The organism is Actinacidiphila sp. bgisy160 (assembly GCF_057707815.1).
Genome location: NZ_JBYIQW010000006.1, coordinates 119,197 through 144,652, shown reverse-complemented (window position 1 = coordinate 144,652; position 25,456 = coordinate 119,197). Strand labels below are relative to the sequence as shown.

Here is a 25,456-nt window from a genome sequence, read left to right as displayed (position 1 = left end):
GGCGCGCAAACTATTTTCCGGGCTCTTCTGCAACAGCTTCGTCACCGGCCTCACCGCCGGGCTCCCGACCCGTGCACAGCGCCAGGACGTCGGCACCGAACTTGTCCAGTTTGCGGGCCCCCACCCCGGAGATGACGGACAACTCCCCCTCCGTGGTGGGCCGTACCTCCGCGATCGCCAGCAGCGTCTTGTCGGTGAAGACGCAGTAGGCCGGCTGGCCCAGTGCCTTCGCCTGCTCCACCCGCCACTCGCGCAGCCGCTCGTACAGCGCCTCGTCCATGTCGGAGGGGCAGTCCTCACAGCGCATCAGCTTGATCTCGCCCGCGTCGGACAGGGTGCGGCCGCACACACGGCACTGCACCGGCCCGCGCCGCTTCCTGCCGCCCGAGCCGCGCTCCACGCCCCCCGCGGCGGCCGAACGGCCGCCCGCCCTGCCCCGGGCCGCCGAACCCGGCCGCAGCCCGTCCAGGAAGCGCGAGGGCCGCCTGCCGCCGCGCCCCCCGGGCGAGCGGGACAGCGCCCACGACAGGGCGAGGTGGAACCGGGCGCGGGTGACGCCCACGTAGAGCAGCCGGCGCTCCTCCTCGACCTGCTCGTCGGTCTTGGCGTAGGTGATCGGCATGGTGCCCTCGGTCAGGCCGACCAGGAACACCGCGTCCCACTCCAGGCCCTTGGCCGCGTGCAGGGAGGCCAGGGTCACGCCCTCGACGGTCGGGGCGTGCTGGGCGCCGGCGCGTTCGTCCAGCTCGGCGACGAAGTCCGCGAGCGAGGCCTGCGGCCGGGCCCGGGAGAAGTCCTCGGCGAGCCGCACCAGGGCCGCCAGCGACTCCCAGCGGTCACGGACCGCGCCCGATCCGGCCGGGGGCTCGGTGGACCAGCCGCGACTGCCGAGCACCGCCCGCACGTGCGCGGGCAGGTCCGCGTCGTCCAGGCCCGGGTCGGAGCCGCCGCCCGCCCGCGCGGCGCCGCGCAGCAGCATCCCGGCCTCCCGGACCTCGGGGCGCTCGAAGAAGCGCTCGGCGCCGCGCAGCTGGTAGGGCACACCGGCGTCGGCGAGCGCCTGCTCGTAGACCTCGGACTGGGCGTTCACCCGGTAGAGCACGGCGATCTCGCTGGGCCGCACGCCGTCGTCGATCAGCTCGCGGATCCGCCGGGCGGTGCCCTCGGCCTCGGCGGGCTCGTCGGGGTACTCGGTGTAGACCGGCTCGGGGCCGGCCTCGCGCTGCGAGACCAGCTCCAGGCGGTGCTGGGCGGCCTGGCCCCGGGCCTGGGACAGCAGCCCGTTGGCCAGGTGCACCACCTGGGGGGTGGAACGGTAGTCGCGGACCAGCTTGACCACCGTGGCCTGCGGGTGCCGGCTGCGGAACCCGAGCAGGAACTCCGGGGTGGCGCCGGTGAAGGAGTAGATGGTCTGCGAGGCGTCACCGACCACGCAGACGCTGTCCCGGCCGCCGAGCCACAGGTCCAGCAGGCGCTGCTGCAGCGGGCTGACGTCCTGGTACTCGTCGACGACGAAGTGCTGGTACTGGGAGCGGACCGCGTCGGCGACGTCCGGCCGGTCCTCCAGGACGCCGACGGTGAGCAACAGCACGTCCTCGAAGTCGATCGCGCCGCGGTCGCGCTTGAGCTGCTCGTAGGTCGTGTAGATCCGGGCGATCTCGGCGGGGTCGCGGGGCACGTCCCGGGTGGACTTGGCGGCGGCCGCCGCATAGTCCTCGGGGGCGGTCTGGGTGACCTTGGCCCACTCGATCTCGCCGGTGACGTCGCGCAGCTCGTTGCGGTCCAGCCGGATGCGGGAGCGGGCACCGGCCTCCGCGACGAGCTGGATCTTGCGTTCGAGCAGCCGCGGCATCTCCCCGCCGACGGCCCGCGGCCAGAAGTACTGCAGCTGGCGCAACGCCGCGGAATGGAAGGTGCGCGCCTGCACACCGCCCGCGCCGAGCTGCCGCAGCCGCCCGCGCATCTCCCCCGCCGCACGGGCGGTGAAGGTGACCGCGAGCACACTGGCCGGCTGCAGTATCCCGGCCCGCACCCCGTACGCGATCCGGTGGGTGATCGCGCGCGTCTTGCCCGTGCCGGCTCCCGCCAGCACGCACACCGGGCCGTGCAAGGCGGTGGCGACCGCGCGCTGCTCGGGGTCGAGCCCGGCGAGCACGGCGTCCGCCGAGTCCGGGACGGCGGGGAAGTCCGGGAAGAGCGGGGAGTGTGTTGCTGCAGTCACCCCGCCATGCTGCCAGGTCCCGGGAGAGGGCCGGGAAAGTTATCCACAGCTGAGGTGGGATGGTCGTACCGCGAACGATTGCAAGGAATGCCGAGGCGAGGGGTTAGCGTTCTCGGGATCGACGTCATCACCAGCCTTGAAGGAGCGAACACCGATGTCCGGCACTGTGACGATGTACAGCACCACGTGGTGCGGATACTGCCGCCGCCTGAAGGGCCAGCTGGACCGTGAGGGCATCGCCTACACGGAGGTCAACATCGAGCAGGACCCGGACTCGGCGAAGTTCGTCGAGAGCGTCAACGGCGGCAACCAGCTCGTCCCGACGCTCCTGGTGTCCCCCAAGAGCGGCGCCGAAGCGGTCGCGCTCAGCAACCCGAGCCTCGCCCAGGTCAAGCAGGCCCTCGCGGGCTGAGGCCGGCCCGGCCCGGCCGCGCCGCGGGCGCGGCCGGGGCCGGACGGGACCGCGCTCAGCGGCGCGCCGGCAGCGGCATCCCGTACCAGCGCTCGATCAGCCGCGCGGCGATGGAGATCCCGTACGGGGGCAGCACCTCCCCGGTCTCCATCGCCTTGCGGTACTCCTCGCGGGAGAACCAGCGCGCCTCGTGCAGTTCCTCGCCGTCCACAGTGATCTCCGCGGACGTGGCGCACGCCATGAAGCCCAGCATCAGGCTGGAGGGGAACGGCCAGGGCTGGCTGGAGACGTACGACACCTCGCCGATGGTCACACCCGCCTCCTCGGCGACCTCGCGCACCACGGCCTGCTCGAGGGACTCCCCCGGCTCCACGAAGCCCGCGAGCGTCGAGAAGCGCCCCTCCGGCCAGTGCACCTGGCGGCCCAGCAGCGCCCGGTCCTCCTCGTCGGTGACCAGCATGATCACCGCCGGGTCGGTGCGCGGGTAGTGCTCCGCGCCGCAGGCCGGGCAGCGGCGGATGTGACCCGCGGCCGCCACCACGGTCCGCTCGCCGCAGCGCGAGCAGAAGCGGTGCATGCGCTGCCAGTTCTCCAGCGCGACCGCGTGCACCATCAGGCCCGCGTCGCGGTCCGACAGCAGGGCCCCGACCTCGCGCAGCCCGGCCGGGCGGGCCGCGTCGTCCAGGCGCCCCGGCAGCGAGTCCTTCTGCAGCGCGAAGTAGCGCACCCCCTCCTCGTCGATGCCGAGGAAGTAGCGGTGCACCTCGCTCTCCGGCGCCTCGAAGCTCGGCATCATGACCAGCTCGGTGCGGCCGTCCGGGGTCTCCTCGACCAGGACCTGTCCCCCGCAGACCACGAACACCCGCGTCGTCGGGTGGCTCCAGGCTGCCGCCAGCCACGCCTCGTCGAGCCGGTGCTCGGCGGCGCGGTCCACGCCGGACGACCGGGCGAGGGGCGGCGGGAAGGCGGTCGCGTCGAAGTTGGTGTCGGTTCCGGACGTATCGGACAAGATTACTGTCAACTCCCCGTAGCGCGCGGATGGATGCGGATGCTTACAGAGTCGTGAACTCGCTCCAGAGGTACGCGGACGTCTCCACGCCCTTGAGCAGAAGGTCGAGTTCCACCTTCTCGTTCACCGAGTGCCAACCGTCGGACGGCACGGAAATTCCCAGGAACAGGACGGGGACATCGAGCACGTCCTGCAGGTCGGCCGCCGGGCCCGAACCCCCCTCGCGCGTGAACAGGACCTCTTTGCCGAAGGCCCGGCCCATCGCCCGGGTCACCGCACGCAGCGCCGGATGGTCCAGCGGGGTCAGGCAGGGGCGGGTGGCCCCCCAGAAGGTGATCTCGTGCCGGATCCCGGCCGGGACGCGGGCGGCGACCCAGTCGGCGACCAGCCGCTGCACCCGGTCGGTGTCCTGCCCGGCCACCAGCCGGAAGGACAGCTTGAGCTGGGCCGAGGACGGCACGATCGTCTTGCCGCCGGGGCCCTGGTAGCCGCCGCCGATGCCGTTGACCTCGGCGGTCGGCCGGGCCCAGACCCGTTCCAGGGTGGAGTAGCCGGCCTCGCCGCTCGTCGCGTGCGACTTGGCGGTGCGCAGCCAGCGCTCCTCGTCGAAGGGCAGCCGGGCGAACAGCTCGCGCTCGCGCTCGCTGAGCTCGACGACGCCGTCGTAGAAGCCGGGGACCGTCACGCGGCCGTCCGCGTCGTGCAGGGCCGCGGCGAGCCGGGCCGCCTCGGTCGCCGGATTGGGAACGGCGCCGCCGAAGGAGCCGGAGTGGATGTCCTGGTCGGGGCCGTACAGGTCGATCTGGCAGTCGGCCAGGCCGCGCATGCCGGTGCACACGGTGGGGGTGTCCTCGTCCCACATGCCGGTGTCCGAGACGATCACGGTGTCGCAGGCCAGCCGCCCGGCGTGGGCGCGGACGAGGTCGGTGAAGTGCGGGGAGCCGGACTCCTCCTCGCCCTCGATCAGCAGCTTCAGGCTGACCGCGGGGGCGGTTCGGCCGGTGGCGGCCAGGTGCGCGCGGACGCCGAGTGTGTGGAAGAACACCTGCCCCTTGTCGTCGGCGGCGCCCCGTCCGTACATCCGGCCGTCGCGGATCCGCGGCTCGAAGGGCTCGCCGTCCCAGCCGTCCTCGAGGGCGGCGGGCTGCACGTCGTGGTGGCCGTAGATCAGCACCGTGGGCGCGTCCGCGGCGTCGGAGGGCCACTCGGCGAAGACCGCCGGGGCACCTGGGGTCTCCCACACCTCGGCCACCGGGAAGCCGGTCTCCTTCAGCTTCGCCGCCAGCCACTCGGCGCTGCGCCGTACGTCGGCGGCGCGCTCCGGATCGGCCGAGACCGAGGGGATGCGCAGCCACTCGGCGAGGTCGCCGAGGAAGGTGTCGCGATGGGCTTCGACGTACGTGCGGACGGCGCTGTCCGGGGTGGTGCTCATGGCATTGAGCCTATCGGGCGACGCCGGAACCCCCGGCGTCGGCACCGGGCGCGGCCTGCGGCCCGGGGTCCGGCTCGCCCAGCAGCAGGCGTTCCAGCGCGGCCCGGTCGGGCAGCGGCCCGGGCCGGCTCAGCTCTCCCGTCCTTACGTGCAAGAAGGCGGCCGTGACCTGCGACAACGGCACGCCGCGCTGCTCGGCCCAGGCGAGCCGGTAGACGGCGAGCTGCAGCGGGTCGGCGCTGCCGGCCCGCCCGGTCTTCCAGTCGACGATCTCGTAGCCGTCACCCTCCCGGTACACCGCGTCGATCCGGCCGCGGATCACCCTCCCGGCGAGGACGGTCTGGAACGGCGCCTCGACCCGGTAGGGGGTTCGCTCGGCGTACGGGGTACGCAGGAAGGCCTCCTTGAGCGCGGCGAGGTCGCGTTCGTCGGCGATCTCGTCGTCGCCCTCGATGCCGGGCAGCTCCTCGGGGGTGATCAGCGGCAGTTCCTCGAAGCGGGACTCGACCCAGGCGTGGAAGCGTGTGCCGCGCCGGGCCGCGGGCCGCGGCGGGCGGGGCATGGGGCGGGCCAGCTCGCGGGCGAAGCCGTCGGGGTCGGCGGCCAGCCGCAGCAGCGCGGAGGCGCTGAGCGTGGTGGGCAGCGGGACGTCGCGGACGGCGGCGCGGGAGCGGAGCAGCTCCTCGGTGAGGGCGTCGAGGTCCCGGTCCCAGGACGCGACGACGCGCGCCTCCTCGGGGAGCAGGACCTCCGCCCGGCCGTACCCGGACGCGGCTGCCGGCCCTGGCGCGGGGCCTCGCGGGGGACCCGGCGGGGGGCCTGGCCGGGGACCTGGCTGATCGGGGATGGCGGGCCGGGCGGCCGGCCAGTCCTCCCAGCCGTCGGTGTCCTCCTCGCCGTACGGATCTTCTTCGGGATCGCCGTACGCCTCGTGGATGTCGTACGGCGGCTCCTCCTCGTCCTCGGGGGGCGGCGGCCAGTCGGGGTCGGCCGGGGCCGCCGACGCAGGCGCGGCCGGGGCCCGCAGGTGGGCCAGCACCCTGCGCGCGGCCTCGCGGCGGCGGGCCAGGGCGGACGGGTCCAGGGGCAGCGGCCACGGTGTCTCGGCCGTACGCGCCAGGGCCGGGTTGCCGTCCTCGGGGCCGGGCTCCTCGGCCCAGTGCTCGACCTCGCCGTGGCCCGCCTCGCAGTGCGTGCGCAGGGCCTCGAGGAAGGCGGACGGGCCGAAGGGCCGCTTCTGGCTGGGGCCCCACCAGTGGCCGGAGCCGAGCAGCAGGGAGCGGGGCCGGGTGAAGGTGACGTAGCCGAGGCGGAGCTCCTCGACCCGGTTGTGCTCGGCCATGGCCGCCTTGAATCCCGCAAGGCCCGCCCGGGACCATTCCTCCACGTCGGGGAGGGTGGCGGCGTCACCGCGCAGCGCGTGCGGCAGCACCTTGGCGTTGAAGTGCCACAACTCGCGGCCCCGCTCGCTCGGGAAGCCCTTGCGCACCAGCCCGGGGACGGCGACGACATCCCATTCCAGGCCCTTGGACTTGTGCGCGGTGAGCACCTTCACCGTGTTCTCGCCGCCGGGCAGCGAGCTGTCCAGGCCCTTCTCGTACTGCGCCGCCGCACGCAGGAAGCCGAGGAAGGCCAGCAGTGTGGCCTCGCCGTCCAGGGAGGCGAAGCCGGCCGCGATGTCCAGGAAGGCGTGCAGGGTCTCCCTGCGGCGGGCGGCCAGCGCGTGCGGGGAGGCGGAGAGCTCGACCTCCAGGCCGGTGACGGCGAGCACCCGGTGCAGGACGTCCATGAGCGGATCGGCCAGGGAGCGGCGCAGCTCGCGTATCTCGGTGGCCAGGCGCGCGAAGCGCACTCGCGCCTCGGCCGAGAAGGGCAGGCGGTCCTCGGGCTCGCCGTCGACGAAGGTCTCCACGGCGTCGGCGAGCGAGATCACCTCGGCCGGGTCGACGCCCTCCACCGCGGCCGCCAGCCGGTCCGCGGTGTCGCCGCGGCCCGGCACCAGCAGCCTTGCCCGCCGTCCGAGCAGGGCCAGGTCGCGCGGCCCGATCCGCCAGCGCGGCCCGGTGAGCAGCCGGACGAGGGCGGCGTTGGCCGTCGGGTCCTGCAGTACGTCGCAGACGGCGACCAGGTCGGCGACCTCCGGCAGGTGAAGCAGCCCGGACAGGCCGACCACCTCCACCGGCACGTCGCGGGCCACCAGCGCCGCGTGGATGTCGGCGAAGTGACCGGCCGCCCGGCACAGCACGGCGATCTCGCCGGGCGCGGTGCCCGTGCGGACCAGGTGCGCGATGGAGTCGGCGAGCCAGCCGATCTCCTCCTCCTGGGTGGGCAGCAACGCGCAGCGCACGACGCCGTCCCGCTCCGCGCCGGGCGCGGGGCGCAGCGCCTCGACGCCCTCGTGGCGCTCGCGCAGCTCGGTGGCGAGGACGTTGGCGAGGTCGAGCAGCCGGCCGCCGCTGCGCCGGTTCTCCGACAGGGACTGGCGCCGGGCGGGCGTCCCGTCGGCGTGCGCGAAGTGGAGCGGGAAGTCGTCGAGGTTGGCCACCGAGGCACCGCGCCAGCCGTAGATGGCCTGGCAGGGGTCGCCGACCGCGGTCACCGGATGGCCCGTGCCGTCTCCGAACAGCGCGGAGAGCAGCAGACCCTGGGCGACGGAGGTGTCCTGGTACTCGTCGAGCAGCACCACCGCGTACTGCTCGCGCAGGATGCGGCCGACCTCGGGGCGGGTGCGGGCCAGGGTCGCCGACAGGGCGATCTGGTCGCCGAAGTCGAGCAGGTCGCGCTGCTTCTTCTCGGCGCGGTAAGCGGCGGCGAGCCCCGTCAGGTCGATGCGGGCGCGCGCCGTGTCGGGAAGCCTGCGCAGATCCGCGTTGGTGAGCCGGACGCCGTCGAGGACGCGGAGCCACTCCCGGTCGTGGGCGAGCAGCCGCTCGGGCGGCACCAGATGCTCCGCCAGCTCGCCCTCAAGCGCCAGCAGATCGCTGACCAGGTTCGGGATGCCCTTGGTGAGCGCCGGGAAGGGGCCGGGCGCGGCCCGCAGGACGCGTGCCGCCAGCTGGTAGCGCGTCGCGTCGGCGAGCAGCCGCGCGGTCGGCTCCAGCCCGATGCGCAGCCCGTGCTCCTTGAGCAACTGTCCGGCGAAGGCGTGGTACGTGGAGATCTGCGGCTCGCCCGGCGCGTGGTCGGGGTCGGCCGGGTCGGGATCGGTCACGCCGGCCCGGACGAGGGCCTTGCGCACCCGCTCCGACAGTTCTCCGGCCGCCTTGTTGGTGAACGTCAGCCCCAGCACCTGCTCGGGCGCGACCTGCCCGGTGCCGACCAGCCACACCACGCGGGCCGCCATCACGGTCGTCTTCCCCGACCCGGCGCCGGCCACGATCACCTGCGGGGCGAGCGGCGCGGTGATGCACGCCAGCTGCTCCGGGGTGAACGGGATGCCCAGCAGCTCCTTGAGCTGCTCGGGGCCGGTGATGCGGGACGACACAAAGGGGAGGCTATCGGGCGCCACCGACACCGGGCCGAGCCGCACCCGGTCCACCGGGGTCACCTGCTCGGGCGTATTCCTCCCTACCGACCGCCCGCCGAGGCTCCGGGCGGCTGAGCCGCGCCCCCGTCACTCCACGACGTGCCGCCCCTCCGGGCGGCCGCTGCAGGAGGCGCGGAAAGCGCAGTTCTCGCAGTGCTGGCCGGTGGAGGGCGTGAAGCGCTCGTCGAGGACGCGCGCGGCCGCGCCGGCGAGCAGGGCGTCGGCCCAGTCGCCGCTCAGCGCCTCCTGGTGCTGGACGGTGGGCTGGGTGTCGCCGCCGTCGCGGCGGGCGGCGCCGATGCGCAGCTGGACGAGCTCGGCGCCGCCGGGGGCGGGCCGGGTGCCGTGGAAGAGCTCGTCGACGGCGCCCTCGCGGACGGCGAGCTGGTAGACGGCGAGCTGCGGGTGGCTCTCGACCTCGGCGGCGGTGGGCTTGGCCTTGCCGGTCTTGAAGTCGACGACGTAGGCGTTGCCGTCCGCGTCGGTCTCGACGCGGTCCATGCTGCCGCGGATGCGGACGGCCACCTCCCCGGTCTCCAGGGTGACCTCGAAGCCGTGCTCGGAGGCGACGGTCTGGCGGCCGCGTTCCATGACGTGCCAACGCAGGAAACGCTCCAGGGCGGCGCGGGCGTTCTCCTTCTCCTGCCGGGACTTCCAGGGCGCGTCGAAGGCCAGCGCGTTCCACACCGAGTCCAGCCGCTCCATGAGCACGTCCAGGTCGGCCGGGGTGCTGCCGGAGGCGACCTCGTCGGCGAGGACGTGCAGGACGTTGCCGAAGCCCTGGGCCGCCGTGGAGGGGGGCTCGGCCTTCACCTCGCGGCCGAGGAACCACTGCAGGGCGCAGGTGTTGGCCAGTTGGTCCAGCGCGCTGCCGGAGAGGGTGACCGGCTGGTCGCGGTCGCGCAGCGGGACCTCGGAGCGGGTCTGCTCGTAGAGGCCCCACCAGCGTTCGGGGTGGGCGGCGGGGACCAGCGGCTGGCCGGCGTCCTCCAGCGCCGCGAGCCGCGCGAGGCGCCGGGCGGCGGCCTCGCGCAGGGCCGGGGAGGCGGCCGGGTCCACGGTCGTGGCGCGCAGCTCGGCGACGAGGGCCGCCACCGACAGCGGCCTGCGGACCCGCTGGGTGACGTCGACGGGCTCGACGCCGAGTTCGGTGAGGAAGCGGGAGGGCTGGTCGCCGTCGTCGGCGGCGGCCTTCACGGCGGTCACGACGAGCCGCTCGCGGGCCCGGGTGGCCGCGACGTAGAACAGCCGGCGCTCCTCGGCGAGCAGCGCGCCCGGGGTGAGCGGCTCCGCGAGGCCGTCACGGCCGATGCGGTCGGCCTCCAGCAGCGAGCCGCGTCGGCGCAGGTCGGGCCAGAGCCCCTCCTGGACGCCCGCGACGACGACGAGCCGCCACTCCAGGCCCTTGGAGCGGTGGGCGGTCATCAGCCGTACGGCGTCGGGGCGGACGGCGCGGCGGGTCAGCACGTCGGCGGCGATGTCCTGGGCGGACAGCTCCTCCAGGAAGTTCAGCGCGCCACGGCCGCCGGTGCGCTCCTCGGCACGGGCGGCGGTGTCGAAGAGCACGCACACCGCGTCCAGGTCCCGGTCGGCGTTGCGCCCGGCCGCGCCGCCGCGCGCCGCGGCCCGTTCCAGCCGGCCGGGCCAGGGGGTGCCGTCCCACAGCTCCCACAGCGCCTCCTCGGCGGTGCCGCCGCCGGCCAGCAGTTCGCGTCCCTTGCGCAGCAGCCCGCCGAGCCGCTGGGCGCCCCGCGCGTACGACGGCTCGTGCGCCACCAGCCGCTCGGGCTCCGCCAGCGCCTGCGCGATCAGCTCGTCCGACGGCCGCGGCACGGCGACCCCGGCGGCGCGCTCCTCCTCGCGCAGGGCGCGGCCCAGGCGGCGCAGGTCGGCGGCGTCCATACCGCCGAGCGGAGAGACGAGCAGGGTGAGCGCGTCCTCGACGCGCAGGCCCGGCTCCGGGGTCTCGGGCAGGGCGGCGTGGGCGCAGACCCGCAGGGCCAGCAGGAGCGGGGCCACGGCCGGCTCGTCACGCAGTGGGAGGTCGTCGCCGTCGATGTCGACCGGCACCCCGGCGGAGGTCAGGGCCCGCCGCAGCACGGGGAGCGAGCGGGACCCGGCGCGGACCAGGACGGCCATCTCGGACCAGGGGACGCCGTCCTCAAGGTGGGCGCGGCGCAGGACGTCGGCGATGCCGTCGAGTTCGGCGCCGGGCGTGGGGTAGGTGCGGACGGCGACCGAGCCCCCGTCGCGCACCGGCGTGAGTTCGCGGTGGGCGCGTACGGCGGCGGCCGGGAGCCGGGTCAGCGGCATCCGCCGGGTGAGGAGCCGGGTCGCCGCCAGCAGGGCGGCGCCGGAGCGGCGGGACGTGGTGAGGACGCGGACGCCGGCGGGGCGGCCGTCGGCGTGCCGGAAGGCCTCGGGGAAGCCGAGGATGTTGTTCACGTCGGCGCCGCGGAAGGCGTAGATGGACTGGTCGGGGTCACCGAAGGCCACCAGGTGGCGGCCGCCGCCGGCGAGCGCCTGCAGCAGCCGCACCTGCGCCGGGTCGGTGTCCTGGTACTCGTCGACGTAGACGGCCTCGTAGGCGCCGGCGAGATGCCGGGCCGCCTCGGGTCGCCCGGCCAGGAGCACCGCGCGGTGCACCAGTTCGGCGTAGTCGATGACGCCCTGGAGGTCGAGGACGTCCAGGTACTCGGCGAGGAAGCCGGCCGCCGCCGACCAGTCGGGGCGCCCGGTGCGGCCGGCGAACGCGGCCAGGGCGCGCGGGCCGAGGCCCAGCTCTCGGGTGCGGGCCAGCACGGCCCGCACCTCGTCGGCGAAGCCGCGGGTCGTCAGGGCCGCGCGCAGCTCGTCCGGCCAGCGCACCCGGGTCCGCCCCCGCCGCTCCAGTTCGGCCTCGCCCGCCAGGAGCTCGCGCACCGCCAGGTCCTGCTCGGGGCCGGACAGCAGCCGCAGCGGGTCGGCGAACAGCGCGGGGTCCTGGTGGGCGCGGACCAGGGCGTAGCAGAAGGAGTGGAAGGTGGTGGCCTGCGGCGCGGCCGCGCCGCCCATCCGGGCGGTCATGTGGTCCCGCAGTTCACCCGCGGCCTTGCGACTGAAGGTGAGGACGAGGATCCGTTCCGGGTCCGTGCCGCGCCGCACGCGTTCGGCGACGGCCTCGACCAGGGTGGTGGTCTTCCCGGTGCCGGGACCGGCCAGGACGAGCAGCGGTCCGCCGGAGTGCTCAACCACCGCGCGCTGTGCGGCGTCCAGTTCAGGGGGCGTCACCGGTTCCGGAGCGGTCCGTAGCAGCCGGTAGCCGCCGGAAGGCCCGACCGTCCCCCCGGAGCGCCGTGCGGCGGCGTCCGTCTGCCGTGTGGAGGAGGAGGTCACGTGGTTCGCCGGTTCCGTGTGCGTGCGGGTGCGTGTGCGGGGGCCTGTACCGCCGGTGGCCGGGGGAGGCCAGGTGCCGACGGTACGCCACCGGTCACCGGGGCCGCCGCGCGTCCCGTGCTTCCCGTACGGATGCGGGAGCGCCGGGGCGCGGGGCGCCGTACTCCGTCCGGACGGCCGATCGCATCAACCGGTCCCGGATGGCGGAAGCTGGATGGTGTGAGCGTGCGGTCGTCAGTCGTCCCCGCCGGGGCCGGGCGCGGGGTCCGTGCCGTCCCAGCGGGCCTCGCGCATGTCGAGGCGCGGTATGTGGCCCTTCGCGGCCCGCGGGGCCGGGCGCAGCGGGGTGCCCTCCGCGCGGTAGTGCTCCAGGGCGCGCAGCTCGTGGCCCGGCAGCAGCCCGCCGTCGGCGCGCACCACGCGCCACCACGGCACGGCCCCGCCGTACAGCGCCATGACGTGGCCCACCTGCCGGGGGCCGCCCTCCCCCAGCCACTCGGCGACGTCGCCGTACGTCATGACCCGTCCGGGCGGGATCCGCTCGGCGACGTCCAGCACGCGCTCCGCGTACGCGGGCAGTTCCGGGACGTCGTCCGGACCGTCGTCCGGGTCGTGCGCGGTGTCCTTGCTCATCCGTCACATGGTGCCCCAGGGCACCGACAGTCGCGGTCGGCGGGAGCGCGCGGGGGCGCTCGGGACGGCGAATTGCCCCCTCCTGCGCCCATGCGCGGGCCGCTCGTGCCACCATCGTCCGGGCGGTGACTGGTGATACGAGATCAAAAAGAGACAGCCGGAGAGCACGACGTGAGCGGGAACGGAGCCGCTCGCGCGGTCCCCGCTGCCTCCGAGGGCCGCGGGGACGGCACCCCGGCGACCCCGGACGAGCGAGCCGAGCAGGCCGTGTCCACGTCCGGTGACGCCCCGCGCGGTGAGACCCGTGCCACATCCGGGGCCCTGGCCGGAGTGCCGGCGGTGGTGCCCGCGCGCTCCGGGGACAACATCCCGGATGAACCCGGCACTTTGGGTGAACCCGGCATCCCCGACACCACCGATGGCCCCGGCGCCGCCGGGGAGCCCGCCACCGGCACCGCCCCGCACACCGACCCGGTGGCACGGGACGAGCCGCTGCTGCCCGCGCGCGTGCACCGGCCCGTCGACCTCATGCGCTTCCTGTTCGGGCTCCTCGGCATCGCGATCCTGCTGATGATCGCGGGCTTCGCGCACGCGACGACCTCCGGCGTGGAGCAGGACATCGCCGAGGGCGCGACGCACGCGCCCGAGCCGCTGATCACGATCGCCGGGCTGCTGGCGACCGTGGCCGTGCTGATCGTGCCCGTGGCGTTCGCCGTGGAACGGCTGATCAAACGGGACGGGCTGCGCATCGCGGACGGCGTGCTGGCCGCGGTCCTGGCGCACGGCGTGTCGCTCGCGACCGACCTGTGGGTGTCGGACGCGGCACCGGTGGCGATCCGGGACGCGCTCACCCGCGACGCGCCCGGCGGCGGGATCACCGACCCCGTCCACGGCTATCTGGCCCCGGTGATCGCCTACATGACGGCGGTCGGCATGGCCCGGCGCCCGCGCTGGCGGGTGGCGCTGTGGTTCGTGCTGGTCGTGGACTCCTTCGCGGTGCTGGTGGGCGGCTACACGACACCGTTCTCGATCATCGTGACCGTGCTCATCGGCTGGACCGTGGCGTACGGCACGCTCTACGGGGTCGGCTCGCCGAACGTCCGCCCGACCGGCCAGAACCTGATGGCGGGCCTGCGCCGGGTCGGCTTCGCCCCGCTGACGGCGGTCCGCGCGGAGGACGAGTTCCCCGACGCGCCCGACTCCGACCGGGGCCGCCGCTATCTGGTCACCCTGGAGGACGGCCCCCTGCTGGACGTCACGGTCGTGGACCGCGAACAGCAGGCGCACGGCTTCTTCTACCGTATGTGGCGCCGGCTCCAGCTGCGCGGGATCACCCAGCGGCGCAGCCTGCAGTCGCTGCGCCAGGCGCTGGAGCAGGAGGCGCTGCTCGCCTACGCCGCCATCGCCGCCGGCGCCCACGCCCCGCGGCTGATCGCCACCTCCGAGCTGGGCCCGGACGCCGTGATGCTGGTGTACGAGCACCTGGGCGGGCGCTCGCTGGACGCGCTGTCGGACGAGGAGATCACCGACGAGGTGCTGCACGGCGCCTGGGAGCAGGTGCGGTCGCTGCAGTCGCGGCGGATCGCGCACCGCAGGCTGGTCGGTGAGGCGCTGAAGATGGATCGTTCCGGCAACGTCTTCCTGACCGACCTGCGCGGCGGGGAGATCGCGGCGGGCGACATCGTGCTGCGCATGGACGTGGCGCAACTGCTCACCACCCTGGCGCTGCGCGTCGGCCCGGAGCGGTCGGTGGCCTCCGCCGTGGCCGTGCTGGGGCCCGACGCCGTCGCCGACTCCCTGCCGCTGCTGCAGCCGATCGCGCTGAGCCGCACCACCCGGGCCACGCTCAAGCAGCTCGCCCGGGAACGCGCGCAGCGCGAACGCGAGGCCGTACTCGCCGCGTCCCGGGCCGGACGGACGGACGGGGAAGCCGGTGAGGCCGGCGGCAAGGACGCCGGCAAGGAGACCAAGGAGACCAAGGCCGAGCGGCGGGCCGAGAAGAAGGCGCTCGAGGACGCGCTGGACGGCGCCCGCGAGGAGGATCTGCTCACCCGGATCCGCCACCAAGTGCTGCTCATCCGCCCGCAGGCCCCGGTGGAGCCCGTAAGGCTGGAGCGGGTGCGGCCGCGCACGCTGATCAGCATCATCGCGGGCGCCTTCGCGGCGTACTTCCTGCTCTCCCAGATCAGCAGCATCGACCCGGCGACGCTGCTGGCGGAGGCGAACTGGATCTGGGTGATCGTGGCCGTGCTGGCCTCCGCGCTCAGCTATGTCGCGGCGGCGATGGCGCTGTCCGGCTTCGTGCCGGAGAAGCTGTCCTTCGTCCGCACCACGCTGGCCCAGGTCGCCGGCTCCTTCGTGAAGCTGGTGGCCCCCGCGGCCATCGGCGGTGTGGCGCTCAACACGCGCTACCTGCAGAAGTCCGGCGTGCGCCCCGGGCTCGCGGTGGCGAGCGTGGGGGCCTCACAGCTGGTCGGCCTCGGCTCGCACATCAGCCTGCTGCTGGTGTTCGGCTACATCACCGGCACCGAGAAGACGCCGTCCCTGTCGCCGTCCCGGACGGTGATGGCGGGTCTGCTGACGGCCGGTGTGCTCTTCCTGGTGGTCACCGCCGTCCCGCCGCTGCGGCGTTTCGTCTCCACGCGGGTGCGGGCGCTGTTCGCCGGGGTGGTGCCGCGCATGCTGGACGTGCTGCAACAGCCGATGAAGCTCACCACGGGCATCGGCGGCACGCTGCTGCTGACCCTCGCCTTCGTGCTGTGCCTGGACGCGAGCATCCGGACCTTCCACGGCGAGGTGAACTTCGCGACGATCGCGGTGATCTTCCTCGCGGGCAACGCGCTGGGCTCGGCCGCCCCCACCCCGGGCGGACTGGGCGCGGTCGAGGGCGCGCTCATCGCCGGTCTGACCACCATCGGCCACCTGGACTCGGCGACGGCCACCTCCGCGGTGCTGCTGTTCCGGGTGCTGACCTTCTGGCTGCCGGTGCTGCCCGGCTGGCTGGCCTTCACCCAGCTCACCAGGCGGCAGGCGCTGTGACGCGGACCCACTGACAGCAGATGTCAGTGGGCCGCGCCTACGGTCCCCGGTCATGGACACCACGCACATCGTCGAACTGCGGCAGTACACCCTGCACCCCGGCGCCCGGGACACCCTGGTCGAGCTGTTCGAGCGCGAGTTCGTCACCGGTCAGGAGGCCGCCGGGATCCGGGTCGGCGGCCGTTTCACCGACCTGGACGACCCGGACCGCTTCGTGTGGATGCGCGCCTTCCCCGACATGGCGGCCAGGACCCGCGCCCTGCACGCCTTCTACGACGGCCCCGTCTGGCGGGCGCACCGCGAGGAGGCCAACGCGACCATGGTCGACTCCGACGACGTCCTGCTGTTGCGCGGCCCCGGTTACCGCGTGCCGGACGACGCCGGGCTGGTCGTGGCGACCGTCTGCCACCCCGCCGACCCCGCCGGCTTCGCGCCCCCGGCGTCCGCCCGCGCCGTGCACCGCACCGAGCACGCGGCCAACGGCTTCCCGGCGCTGCCCGTGCGCACCGGCGAGGACGTCGTGGTCTGGTTCGCCGCCTTCACGGAGGCCGGCGAGGGTCCCGAGGAGCCCGTACCGCCCTCCGGCTCGGAGCGGCGCTTGCTGCGGCCGCCGCAGCGGCTGCGGCTGGCCCCGGTGCGCGTTCCGGGGCCTCAGCGCAGGACGTCGCCGAGGTCGTAGCCGACCGGCTCCTCCAGCTGCGCGTAGGTGCAGCCGGCCGGGTCGCGGTCGGGCCGCCAGCGGCGGAACCGGACGGTGTGCCGGAAGCGGTCGCCCTGCATGTGGTCGTACGCGACCTCCAGGACACGCTCGGGCCGCAGCGGGATCCAGGACAGCTCCTTCCCGGCGCTCCAGCGGCTCTGCGCCCCGGGCATGCGGCCGCCCGGCTCTGCCTCGGCCCAGTCGGCCCAGGGGTGGCCCTCGGCGGAGTCCATGCGCAGCGGCTCCAGTTCGGCGACCAGTTCCTCGCGGCGGCGCATGGAGAAGGAGGCGCAGACGCCGACGTGCTGGAGGCGGCCGGCGGCGTCGTGCAGGCCGAGCAGGAGGGAACCGACGACGGGACCGGACTTGTGCCGGCGGAAGCCGGCGAGCACGCAGTCGGCGGTGCGCTCGTGCTTCACCTTGACCATGACGCGTTCGTCGGGGCGGTAGCCGACGTCGGTGGGCTTGGCGACGACGCCGTCCAGTCCCGCGCCCTCGTACTGCTCGAACCACCGCCGGGCGAGTTCGATGTCGGTGGTGGCGGGGGCGACATGGACCGGGGCCCGTGCCGGGCCGAGCGCGTCGACCAGGGCCTGGCGGCGCCAGGTCTGCGGGTCCGCCATCAGGGAGCGGTCGCCGAGCGCCAGCAGGTCGAAGGCGACGAGGGAGGCGGGGGTGCGTTCGGCGAGCTGCCGCACCCGGGAGTCGGCGGGGTGGATGCGTTCCAGCAGGGCGTCGAAGTCCAGCCGGCCCTCGCGGGCGATGACGATCTCCCCGTCGACGACGACGCGCGGCGGGAGCTCGGCGCGGACCGCCTCGACGACCTCCGGGAAGTAGCGGGTCAGGGGCTTGCCGGTGCGGCTGCCGATCTCCACCTCGGCGCCGTCCCGGAAGACGATGGCGCGGAACCCGTCCCACTTGCCCTCGTACAGCATGCCGGGCGGGATCTCGGCGGCGGACTTGGCGAGCATCGGCTTCACGGGCGGCATCACCGGCAGGTCCATGCCGCGATTGTCCGCCCGACGGGCGCGGCCCGCCCGTCGGGCCTACCGTGTCGGGGACGGGAGAGGCGGTGACGGCATGGCAGAGGCGGTCGAGCTGACCGTCGGCGAGCGGACGGTCCGGATCTCGAACCCGGGGAAGGTGTACTTCCCGGAACCGGGCTTCACCAAGCTGGACGTGGCCCGCTACTACCTCGCGGTCGGTGACGGCGTCCTGCGGGCGCTGCGCGACCGGCCGACGACGATGGAGCGTTACCCTGACGGGGTCGCGGGCGAGTCGTTCTTCCAGAAGCGCGCGCCGGGGAACACCCCGGACTGGATCCCCACCGCCCGCATCCGCTTCCCCTCCGGCCGCCACGCCGACGAGATCTGCCCGACCGAGGCGGCCGCGGTCGTCTGGGGAGCCAACCTCGGCTGCCTCACCTTCCACCCCTGGCCGGTCCGGCGCGGCGACCTCGACCACCCCGACGAGCTGCGCATCGACCTCGACCCGCAGCCCGGCACCGACTTCGCCGACGCGGTGCGCGTCGCCGGCGAACTGCGCGGGCTGCTGGAGGAACTGGGCCTGCGCGGCTGGCCCAAGACCTCCGGCGGGCGGGGCCTGCACGTCTTCGTCCCCATCGAGCCCGCGTGGACGTTCACCGTGGTGCGGCGGGCCGCCATCGCCATCGCCCGCGAGATGGAACGGCGGATGCCCGGCCAGGTCACCAGCGCCTGGTGGAAGGAGGAGCGCGGCGAGAAGATCTTCGTCGACTACAACCAGACCGCGCGCGACCGCACCATCGCCTCCGCCTACTCCGTACGGCCCGGGCGGCACGCCCCGGTGTCCGCGCCGCTGCGCTGGGAGGAGGTGCCGCAGGTGCACCCGCGGGACTTCGACCTGGCCACCATGCCCGCACGGTACGCGGAGCTGGGCGACGTGCACGCCGGCATGGAGGAGCACGCCTTCCGCCTGGACGCCGTCCTGGAGCTGGCCGAGCGCGACGAACACGACCGCGGGCTGGGCGACATGCCGTACCCGCCGGACCACCCCAAGATGCCCGGGGAGCCGCCGCGGGTGCAGCCCAGCCGGGCCAGGGACAAGCCGGGCCCCGCCGGGAGCGAGGTCTGACGGTACGGCACGCCCCCTTCCCACGGCGGTCGTCGCTGACGCATCATCAGGCGCATGCCCGCGCCTCGACCCGTGCCCCCGGACGAGTACCCGGTCCATCGGACCGCCCGTTCCACGCGCCACGTCGCGACCGGTGACCGCGACGCCCACGACTGCCCGCTCGCCGGGGCCGGCTACCCGGCTGCCCCCGACTGGCAGCACGGCCGGTGGAAGGGCCGGGGCCGGCTCGGCCGCCGTGCGTATGACCTGACGGATCCGGCGGTCATGGCGCCCGCCGCGTACGGAGTCACCGGCCACGCCGCGCGTTTCGCCTGGGACGGCCGGGTCGGCTACGGCATCTTTGAGCACGGCGGTTTCGGCCGCCACACCCCCAGCGGCTTCACCGGTCAGGAGGCCATGTGACAACGGTGCGCACCACCACCCGCGATCCCCGGCTGCTGCGCAGCCGCCTCGACCAGTGGCTGGCCGCGAAGCACCCCGGCGCCCACAGCCGCGGCGTGCACCTCCCCTCCACGAACGGCCTGTCCAGCGAGACCGTCCTGTTCGACCTGGCCGTCCCCCACCCGGCGGGCACCGCGCGCCAGCGCATCCGCCCCTGCGTGCTGCGGCTGGCCGGCGATCCCGACGCGTACACCGTCTTCCCGACGTACGACATGGCCGCGCAGTACCGCGTCATCCGGACAGTGGCCGCCCGCACCCGCGTCCCCGTGCCCGAGCTGCTGTGGCTGGAGCCCGACCCGGGGCCGCTCGGCGCGCCCTTCTTCGTCATGGAGCGCGTCCCGGGACGCGTCCCGCCGGACGTCATGCCCTACACCCACGGCGGCAACTGGCTCTTCGATGCCTCCGAGGAGGACCGGGCGCGGCTGGAGCGTTCGACGGTGCGCGTCCTCGCCGAACTCCACACCGTTCCCGGCGAGGGGACACTGCGCGCGCACGTCGACGCCCAGCGCGCCTACTACGAGTGGGTCGTCGACAAGGCGCCCCGCTCCCCTGTCATCGAGCGCGCCTTCGCCTGGCTGGAGAAGCACTGGCCCACCGACCCCGGGCCGTCCGTGCTCAGCTGGGGCGACGCCCGGATCGGGAACATCGTCTACGACGCCGACTTCAGCCCCGTGGCCGTCCTCGGCTGGGAGATGGCCTCCTCCGGCCCCCGTGAACTCGACCTGGCCTGGCTGGTGCACCTGCACCGCTTCTTCCAGGACCTCACCGTCGCCGCCGGCTTCCCCGGCATGCCCGGCTTCCTCGACCGCGACCGCGTCGCCGCGACCTATGCGGAGCTCACCGGGCACACCCCGCGCGACCTCGGCTTCCACCTCGCCTACGCCGCGCTGCGGCACGCGGTCGTGATGCTGCGGATCGGCCACCGCCAGGTCCACTTCGGGGAGCGCGAGATGCCGGCCGACGCGGACGCGCTGATCCCGCACCGGGACACGCTGGAGGCGATGGTGGAGGGCCGCGACCGCTGACCCCCCATGACCACGCCAGAACCTCACGTTCCGTGACGGCGAGATGTCCGGGGCGCCCGCAGCGGTGCTCCGGACGGCCCGCCGCCCGCCCGGGCACTCCCCACGACCTGCGGACGGACGCCATCCGTGCCACCCTGACGGGGGAATGGACTGATGATAATCACCCTTTTGTCATGTCGTGCACTGCTGTGTCCGGGTACGGACTGCGACCCTCGGTCGGGAGGGGTCCCGCGCCGTCGTGAGGAGTACGCATGCACCAGCACCTCGCCCGTACCGCCGCGGCCGCCGCCCTCCTGGGAGCCTCCGCGTTGGTCACGATGCCGGCCCACGCGGCCCCCGCGGCCCCCTCCTCCCCCACGGTCTTCGCCCACCGGGGCGCCTCCACCGAGGCCCCCGAGAACACCCTGGCGGCCGTGCGCCGGGCCCACGAGCAGCACATCAAGTGGATCGAGAACGACGTCCAGCGCACCAAGGACGGGGCCCTGGTCGTGATCCACGACTCGACGCTGAACCGCACGACCGACGTCGAGCAGGTCTTCCCGGACCGCGCCCCCTGGCGCGTCGCCGACTTCACCCTCGCCGAGATCCGCCGGCTCGACGCCGGCAGCTGGTTCGCCCCCCGTTTCCGCGGCGAGCGCGTCCCCACCCTCCAGGAGTACCTGGCCCTCCTCGACCGCGACCAGCAGGGCCTGCTGCTGGAGCTCAAGCAGCCCGAGCTGTACCCCGGCATCGAGAAGCAGACCGTCGACGCCCTCCAGAAGGCCGGCTGGCTCGACCAGGCGCACCTCAACGGCCGCCTGGTCGTCCAGAGCTTCAGCGCCGACGCCCTGCGCCGCACCCACGAGCTGCGCCCGGCCATCGAGACCGGTTTCCTGGGCAGCCCGCCCGTCTCCCGCCTGAAGGAGTACGCGGCCTTCGCCGACCAGATCAACCCGGACGAGAAGGACGTCACCTACGCCTACGTGCAGGCGGTGCACAGCCAGAAGGGCCCCGACGGCAAGCCGCTGCGCGTGAACGCGTGGACGGTCGACGACCTCACCACCGCCGTCCGCATGGCGGCCCTCGGCGCCGACGGCATCATCACCAACCGCCCGGACGTCATCCGTAACGGCGTGGAGTGACCCGGACGGGTGCGTGTGCGGCCCGTTGAACCGCTCGGCCGAACGCGACGTATCAGTCACCGTGGGTGGCACCGCGTCGCCGACACCGCAGGAAAGGGCCCAGCGATCCCCGTGGAATCGAGCCGTACCGTCAGCAGCGACCGCGCAGCGCACCGCCGGCGGGAGGTGCCGGGCCTCGAGGGACTGCGCGGCCTGGCCGCACTGTACGTACTGCTGTTCCACTGCTGGCTCTACACGTTCCCGGGGTATCCCGACAGTTCGGCCCCCTGGTGGCTGGACGGGCTCATGTACGGCCGTCTCGCCGTCGTCTTCTTCCTGGTGCTGTCCGGGTTCTCCCTGGCCATCCCCGCGGCGCGGCACGGCTGGCGGCTGGGCGGCGCCGGCCGTTTCCTGCGCCGCCGGGCCTGGCGCATCCTTCCCCCGTACTGGGCGGCCCTCGCGATGAGCCTGGTCATCGCCTCGTTCGTGGTGCCGGCCTCGCACTTCGGGCCACCCACCGGCGCGACGGTCGTGGTGTACGGGCTCGTCGCCCAGGACGTGTTCACCGCGCCGACACCGAACGGCACGTTCTGGTCGATCGGCGTGGAGGCGGAGCTCTACCTCCTCTTCCCGCTCCTCCTGCTCGTCCGGCGCCGGCTGGGCGCCGTCGTGCTGCTCGCCGGCGTGACACTGCCGGTCGTCGCTCACGGCCTGACGGCGCCGGGCGCGACCCCGGTGGAGGGGAACAACTGGCTCACCCCGCATCTGGCCCCGGTGTTCGCCGCCGGCCTGGCGGGCGCGGGGATCGTCGTCGCCCCCGCCCGGGTCCGGCGCCTGCCGTGGCACTGGTTCGCCGTTCTGGCCGCCGTGCCGGTCGCGGCGCTCGCCGCCGTCAAGGGCCCGGTCTGGACGGCGGACCACTACTTCTGGGTGGACCTGGCCGTCGCGCCCGCCATGACGATGCTCATCTCCGCGGTCGCCACCGGAAGACCCGCCTTGCCGCTGCGACTGCTGACCGCGCGTCCGGTCCGCGGACTCGGCGGCTTCTCGTACAGCCTCTACCTCGTCCACCTGCCGGTCGTGATGACCGTCATCCGGCGCGTCGCCCCGCGGTTCGTCTCCCCGGGGCTGCCCACGTTCTGGTTCACCCTCGTGCTGGCGTTGCCCGCCTCGGTGCTGGGGGCGTGGCTGTTCGCCCGGATCTTCGAGGCGCCCTTCAAGCGGAACCGCTCCTGGAAGTCCTTGCTCGCGCCCGGCCGTTCCCGGATCGCGGGCCCGGCCCGGCCCGGGCCCGCCGAGACCACACCGGCGGGTCCGTGACGTCCGGCCCCCGGCAACGGCGAAGGCCCACGGCGTCCGAACCGGGTCGGCGCCGTGGGCCTTCGTTCGCACAGGTCAGTAGACCGGCTTGTCCGGCTCGATCGTGTTGACCCAGCCGATGACGCCGCCGCCGACATGGACCGCGTCGGAGAAGCCCGCGGACTTCAGGACGGCGAGGACCTCGGCGGAGCGGACACCGGTCTTGCAGTGCAGGACGATCTTCTTGTCCTGCGGGAGGTCCTGGAGGGCGTCGCCCATGAGGAACTCGTTCTTGGGGACCAGACGCGCGCCCGGGATGGAGACGATCTCGTACTCGTTGGGCTCGCGGACGTCGATGATGTCGATGTTCTCGCCGTCGTCGATCCACTCCTTGAGCTGCTTGGGAGTGATCGTCGACCCCATCGCCGCCTCCTGCGCCTCCTCGGAGACGACGCCGCAGAAGGCCTCGTAGTCGATGAGTTCGGTGACGGTCGGGTTCTCACCGCAGACCGCGCAGTCCGGGTCCTTGCGGACCTTGACCTGGCGGTACTGCATCTCCAGGGCGTCGTAGATCATCAGCCGGCCGACCAGCGGCTCGCCGGTGCCGGTGAGGACCTTGATCGCCTCGGTGACCTGGATGGAGCCGATGGACGCGCACAGCACGCCCAGGACGCCGCCCTCGGCGCAGGAGGGGACCATGCCCGGCGGCGGGGGCTCGGGGTAGAGGCAGCGGTAGCAGGGGCCGTGCTCGGACCAGAAGACCGACGCCTGGCCGTCGAAACGGTAGATGGAGCCCCATACGTACGGCTTGTTCAGCAGCACGCACGCGTCGTTGACCAGGTAGCGGGTCGCGAAGTTGTCCGTGCCGTCGACGATCAGGTCGTACTGGCTGAAGATGTCCATCACGTTGTCGGCCTCGAGCCGCTCCTCGTGAAGGACCACGTCGACGTAGGGGTTGATGCCCTTGACGCTGTCGCGGGCGGACTCCGCCTTGGAGCGGCCGATGTCCGCCTGGCTGTGGATGATCTGGCGCTGCAGGTTGGACTCGTCGACCTCGTCGAACTCCACGATGCCGAGCGTGCCCACACCGGCGGCGGCCAGGTACATCAGGGCGGGCGAGCCGAGACCGCCGGCGCCCACACAGAGCACCTTCGCGTTCTTCAGCCGCTTCTGCCCGTCCATCCCCACATCGGGGATGATCAGGTGGCGGGAGTACCTGCGGACCTCGTCGACGGTGAGCTCGGCGGCCGGCTCGACCAGGGGTGGCAGCGACACGGGGACTCCGTTTGTCGATCGATCACTACGGTTGTTCTTCCCGTAACACTGCCACGCCCTTCTTCATTCCGAGACCGCCGTCCCGAGGGGCGAGACGGTTCTTGGTCACATGCTGGGCGGCGGCTGACGCCGCAGCATGCGCGACGCCTCGTCCCAGTAACCCGGCAGGCCGTCCCAGGCCGCGTGGTCGGTGCGGTCGGTGAAGTAGACGGTCGCCGCACCCTGCCAGCGGGCGATCCGCATGGCGTTCTCCAGGTGTGGTGCGGGAACGCCGTGCACCAGGTGACAGAAGCGCTCCGGCGGGTACGCGGCCGTCCACTCCGGGGCCTCCGACCAGCGGTACTGCGTCCACGGCCCGGCGAAGGTCACCAGCTGGTCGGCGACCTCGGCATAGCCCTCGTACGGGTGGCAGCCGTGACCGAGCACCACGTGCCCGGTGCTGCCGCCCGCCACGCTCAGCAGTGCGCGCAGGGTGGTGATCACCCGCCGGCAGTCGGACAGCTCCGAACTCGTGGTCGGGGCACGGTCGAGGTAGAAGCCGTCGACCCGGTACCAGTCGAGGAAGCGGTGCGCGTCGGCGACCAGTTGGCCGAAGGGCCGCGCCCCGTGCCGGGTGTCCAGGTAGCCGAGCACGGGCACGGCCGCGTCGCGCAGCCGGGCGCACGCCTCGATGCAGAGCGGGTCGATCCGGGCGCCGGGGCCGCGCGCCACGTTGAGCACCACCCAGTGCACCGGGGCCTGCGGGCGGGCCAGTTCGGCCCACTCGCCCGGGGCGACCAGCGGGTGCGCGTACGCGGGGACCCCGAAGCCCAGTCCGTCACAGCGGTCGATCGGCCTGCGCAGGCCGCTCGGTGTCACACGCGGCATGCCGCCTCCATCCAGACGTCGGCCAGGGATTCCTCAAGAGCGATGCGCGGGCGCCACCCCAGGCGGTCGCGGGCGGTGCGGACGTCGGCCTGCTGCCAGGCCCCGCAGCCGTCCGGGTAGTGGGGGTGCCCGCTGCCGTTCACCATCAGGTGCGGGTCCTCGACCTCGTGGAGGGCGCCGGCGTAGCCCGCGGCGTTGGCCAGGACCGCGGCCACCTCGCGCAGCGGCACTGCGCGGCCCGTGCCGATGTTGACCAGGCCCTGGGCGGCGGAGAGCGAGGCCGCGTGCACGGCGCGGGCCACGTCGCGCACGTCCACGAAGTCCCGCTGCACACCGAGGCCGGTCAGTTTCAGCTCGCCGTCGCCGGTCTGCATGGCCCGGCGCATCGCCTCCGCGAGCCGCCCGATCGGCGAGGCGGTGGGCGTGCCCGGCCCGACCGGGGTGAAGACCCGCAGCACGACGGCGTCGAGCCCGGAGCCGAGCACCAGTTCCGTCCCGGCGAGTTTGCTGACCCCGTACGGGCCGCCCGGCCGGGGCACGGCGTCCTCGGCCGTCGAGGAGCCCACGGGCGAGGGCCCGTACTCCGCGGCGCAACCCACCTGGACCAGCCGGGCCGAGGTGGCGCTGCGGCGCATGGCCTCGCACACGGAGGCGACGGCGATCGTGTTGTGCCGGGTGAGTTCGCGTGCCCCGCCGCGTGTGGCGCCCGCGCAGTTGACGACGACCCCGGGGTGGACGGCGTCCATGAAGCGCGCCAGTGCGCCGGGGCTGCCGGACGACAGGTCGAAGCGCACGTCGGCGTCGTCGCTGCGGCCGAGCGCGGTCAGCTGCACCGCGGGGTCGGCCAGCAGTCGCTCGGCCACGTGGCGGCCGACGAATCCGTTGGCGCCCAGGAGGAGGACTCTCATAGCGAGCGCCTCCGCTGCGCGTGCCGTGGCCGGGGGTGCGGGTGGGTCATCGTGGGTCGCTCCTTGGCTTCTTCTTCGGAAC

General features: G+C 74.0%; 17 protein-coding genes and 1 pseudogene. 8 read left to right on the top strand and 10 right to left on the bottom strand.

What is annotated here, in order from left to right:
* Window positions 1-10: 10 nt before the first annotated feature.
* Complete coding sequence (locus AC3EUJ_RS08380; RefSeq protein WP_431960383.1) at window positions 11-2,221, bottom strand: ATP-dependent DNA helicase UvrD2; 2,211 nt, start codon at window positions 2,219-2,221, stop codon at window positions 11-13.
* Window positions 2,222-2,375: 154 nt separating this feature from the next.
* On the opposite strand from AC3EUJ_RS08380, the gene AC3EUJ_RS08375 reads away from it, so the two are divergent.
* Entirely contained in the window at window positions 2,376-2,633 is a 258-nt protein-coding gene (locus AC3EUJ_RS08375) for a mycoredoxin (protein WP_431960382.1), read from the top strand.
* A gap of 55 nt (window positions 2,634-2,688) precedes the next feature.
* On the opposite strand, the gene nudC is transcribed toward AC3EUJ_RS08375, so the two are convergent.
* From nudC to AC3EUJ_RS08350, 5 genes are all read right to left on the bottom strand, one after another.
* The gene (gene nudC, locus AC3EUJ_RS08370; RefSeq protein WP_431960381.1) at window positions 2,689-3,642 is read right to left on the bottom strand and encodes an NAD(+) diphosphatase; all 954 of its coding nucleotides are present in this window, start codon (window positions 3,640-3,642) and stop codon (window positions 2,689-2,691) included.
* A 43-nt stretch (window positions 3,643-3,685) separates the two neighbouring features.
* A complete protein-coding gene (locus AC3EUJ_RS08365; protein ID WP_431960380.1) occupies window positions 3,686-5,074 on the bottom strand; it encodes a dipeptidase in 1,389 nt (462 codons plus the stop codon).
* Window positions 5,075-5,084: 10 nt separating this feature from the next.
* A complete protein-coding gene (locus tag AC3EUJ_RS08360; protein WP_431960379.1) occupies window positions 5,085-8,558 on the bottom strand; it encodes an ATP-dependent helicase in 3,474 nt (1,157 codons plus the stop codon).
* A gap of 129 nt (window positions 8,559-8,687) precedes the next feature.
* Window positions 8,688-11,975, bottom strand: a complete 3,288-nt coding sequence (locus AC3EUJ_RS08355; RefSeq protein ID WP_431960378.1) for an ATP-dependent helicase — start codon at window positions 11,973-11,975, stop codon at window positions 8,688-8,690.
* A gap of 234 nt (window positions 11,976-12,209) precedes the next feature.
* A complete protein-coding gene (locus AC3EUJ_RS08350; RefSeq protein ID WP_431960377.1) occupies window positions 12,210-12,608 on the bottom strand; it encodes an MGMT family protein in 399 nt (132 codons plus the stop codon).
* A 171-nt stretch (window positions 12,609-12,779) separates the two neighbouring features.
* Here AC3EUJ_RS08350 and AC3EUJ_RS08345 point away from each other — a divergent pair, with 171 nt between their 5' ends.
* Window positions 12,780-15,647 (top strand): lysylphosphatidylglycerol synthase domain-containing protein, encoded by a 2,868-nt coding sequence (locus AC3EUJ_RS08345; protein ID WP_431960375.1) that lies wholly within the window; start codon window positions 12,780-12,782, stop codon window positions 15,645-15,647.
* Between the two features lie 52 nt (window positions 15,648-15,699).
* On the top strand, window positions 15,700-16,326 hold the full coding sequence (locus tag AC3EUJ_RS08340) for an NIPSNAP family protein (RefSeq protein ID WP_431960374.1): 627 nt from the start codon (window positions 15,700-15,702) through the stop codon (window positions 16,324-16,326).
* On the opposite strand, the gene AC3EUJ_RS08335 is transcribed toward AC3EUJ_RS08340, so the two are convergent.
* On the bottom strand, window positions 16,299-17,351 hold the full coding sequence (locus tag AC3EUJ_RS08335) for an ATP-dependent DNA ligase (protein WP_431960372.1): 1,053 nt from the start codon (window positions 17,349-17,351) through the stop codon (window positions 16,299-16,301). The two genes, AC3EUJ_RS08340 and AC3EUJ_RS08335, sit on opposite strands and share 28 nt — an antisense overlap.
* Window positions 17,352-17,427: 76 nt before the next feature.
* Between AC3EUJ_RS08335 and ligD the strand changes: the two genes are divergently transcribed.
* From ligD to AC3EUJ_RS08310, 5 genes and pseudogenes are all read left to right on the top strand, one after another.
* Window positions 17,428-18,459: a non-homologous end-joining DNA ligase gene (ligD, locus tag AC3EUJ_RS08330; RefSeq protein ID WP_431960371.1), complete on the top strand. Its 1,032-nt coding sequence runs from the start codon at window positions 17,428-17,430 to the stop codon at window positions 18,457-18,459.
* Window positions 18,460-18,612: 153 nt separating this feature from the next.
* Window positions 18,613-18,861 (top strand): annotated as a pseudogene (locus AC3EUJ_RS08325) (hypothetical protein); the annotation flags it as partial.
* Entirely contained in the window at window positions 18,858-19,925 is a 1,068-nt protein-coding gene (locus AC3EUJ_RS08320; RefSeq protein ID WP_431960370.1) for a phosphotransferase family protein, read from the top strand. The pseudogene AC3EUJ_RS08325 and the gene AC3EUJ_RS08320, both read left to right, overlap by 4 nt.
* A 251-nt stretch (window positions 19,926-20,176) precedes the next feature.
* Entirely contained in the window at window positions 20,177-21,046 is an 870-nt protein-coding gene (locus tag AC3EUJ_RS08315; RefSeq protein ID WP_431960369.1) for a glycerophosphodiester phosphodiesterase, read from the top strand.
* A 111-nt stretch (window positions 21,047-21,157) separates the two neighbouring features.
* A complete protein-coding gene (locus AC3EUJ_RS08310; protein WP_431960368.1) occupies window positions 21,158-22,345 on the top strand; it encodes an acyltransferase family protein in 1,188 nt (395 codons plus the stop codon).
* A gap of 75 nt (window positions 22,346-22,420) precedes the next feature.
* Here the strand turns inward: AC3EUJ_RS08310 and moeZ are convergent, their stop codons facing one another.
* The 3 genes from moeZ to AC3EUJ_RS08295 form a co-directional block, all read right to left on the bottom strand.
* Window positions 22,421-23,599 (bottom strand): adenylyltransferase/sulfurtransferase MoeZ, encoded by a 1,179-nt coding sequence (moeZ, locus tag AC3EUJ_RS08305; protein ID WP_431960367.1) that lies wholly within the window; start codon window positions 23,597-23,599, stop codon window positions 22,421-22,423.
* Between the two features lie 105 nt (window positions 23,600-23,704).
* Window positions 23,705-24,466, bottom strand: coding sequence for a spherulation-specific family 4 protein (locus AC3EUJ_RS08300; protein WP_431960366.1), 762 nt, complete (start codon window positions 24,464-24,466; stop codon window positions 23,705-23,707).
* Entirely contained in the window at window positions 24,454-25,374 is a 921-nt protein-coding gene (locus AC3EUJ_RS08295; RefSeq protein ID WP_431960365.1) for an NAD-dependent epimerase/dehydratase family protein, read from the bottom strand. The genes AC3EUJ_RS08300 and AC3EUJ_RS08295 overlap by 13 nt, the downstream gene beginning before the upstream one ends.
* Between the last annotated feature and the right edge of the window lie 82 nt (window positions 25,375-25,456).

Excerpts from the sequence above, each read along its gene's own strand:
- AC3EUJ_RS08365 (WP_431960380.1), bottom strand. The coding sequence starts at position 5,074 with ATGAGCACCACCCCGGACAGCGCCGTCCGCACGTACGTCGAAGCCCAT.
- AC3EUJ_RS08335 (WP_431960372.1), bottom strand. The coding sequence starts at position 17,351 with ATGGACCTGCCGGTGATGCCGCCCGTGAAGCCGATGCTCGCCAAGTCC.
- AC3EUJ_RS08340 (WP_431960374.1), top strand. The coding sequence starts at position 15,700 with ATGGACACCACGCACATCGTCGAACTGCGGCAGTACACCCTGCACCCC.
- AC3EUJ_RS08315 (WP_431960369.1), top strand. The coding sequence starts at position 20,177 with ATGCACCAGCACCTCGCCCGTACCGCCGCGGCCGCCGCCCTCCTGGGA.
- AC3EUJ_RS08350 (WP_431960377.1), bottom strand. The coding sequence starts at position 12,608 with ATGAGCAAGGACACCGCGCACGACCCGGACGACGGTCCGGACGACGTC.
- AC3EUJ_RS08375 (WP_431960382.1), top strand. The coding sequence starts at position 2,376 with ATGTCCGGCACTGTGACGATGTACAGCACCACGTGGTGCGGATACTGC.
- AC3EUJ_RS08300 (WP_431960366.1), bottom strand. The coding sequence starts at position 24,466 with ATGCCGCGTGTGACACCGAGCGGCCTGCGCAGGCCGATCGACCGCTGT.
- ligD (WP_431960371.1), top strand. The coding sequence starts at position 17,428 with ATGGCAGAGGCGGTCGAGCTGACCGTCGGCGAGCGGACGGTCCGGATC.
- AC3EUJ_RS08295 (WP_431960365.1), bottom strand. The coding sequence starts at position 25,374 with ATGAGAGTCCTCCTCCTGGGCGCCAACGGATTCGTCGGCCGCCACGTG.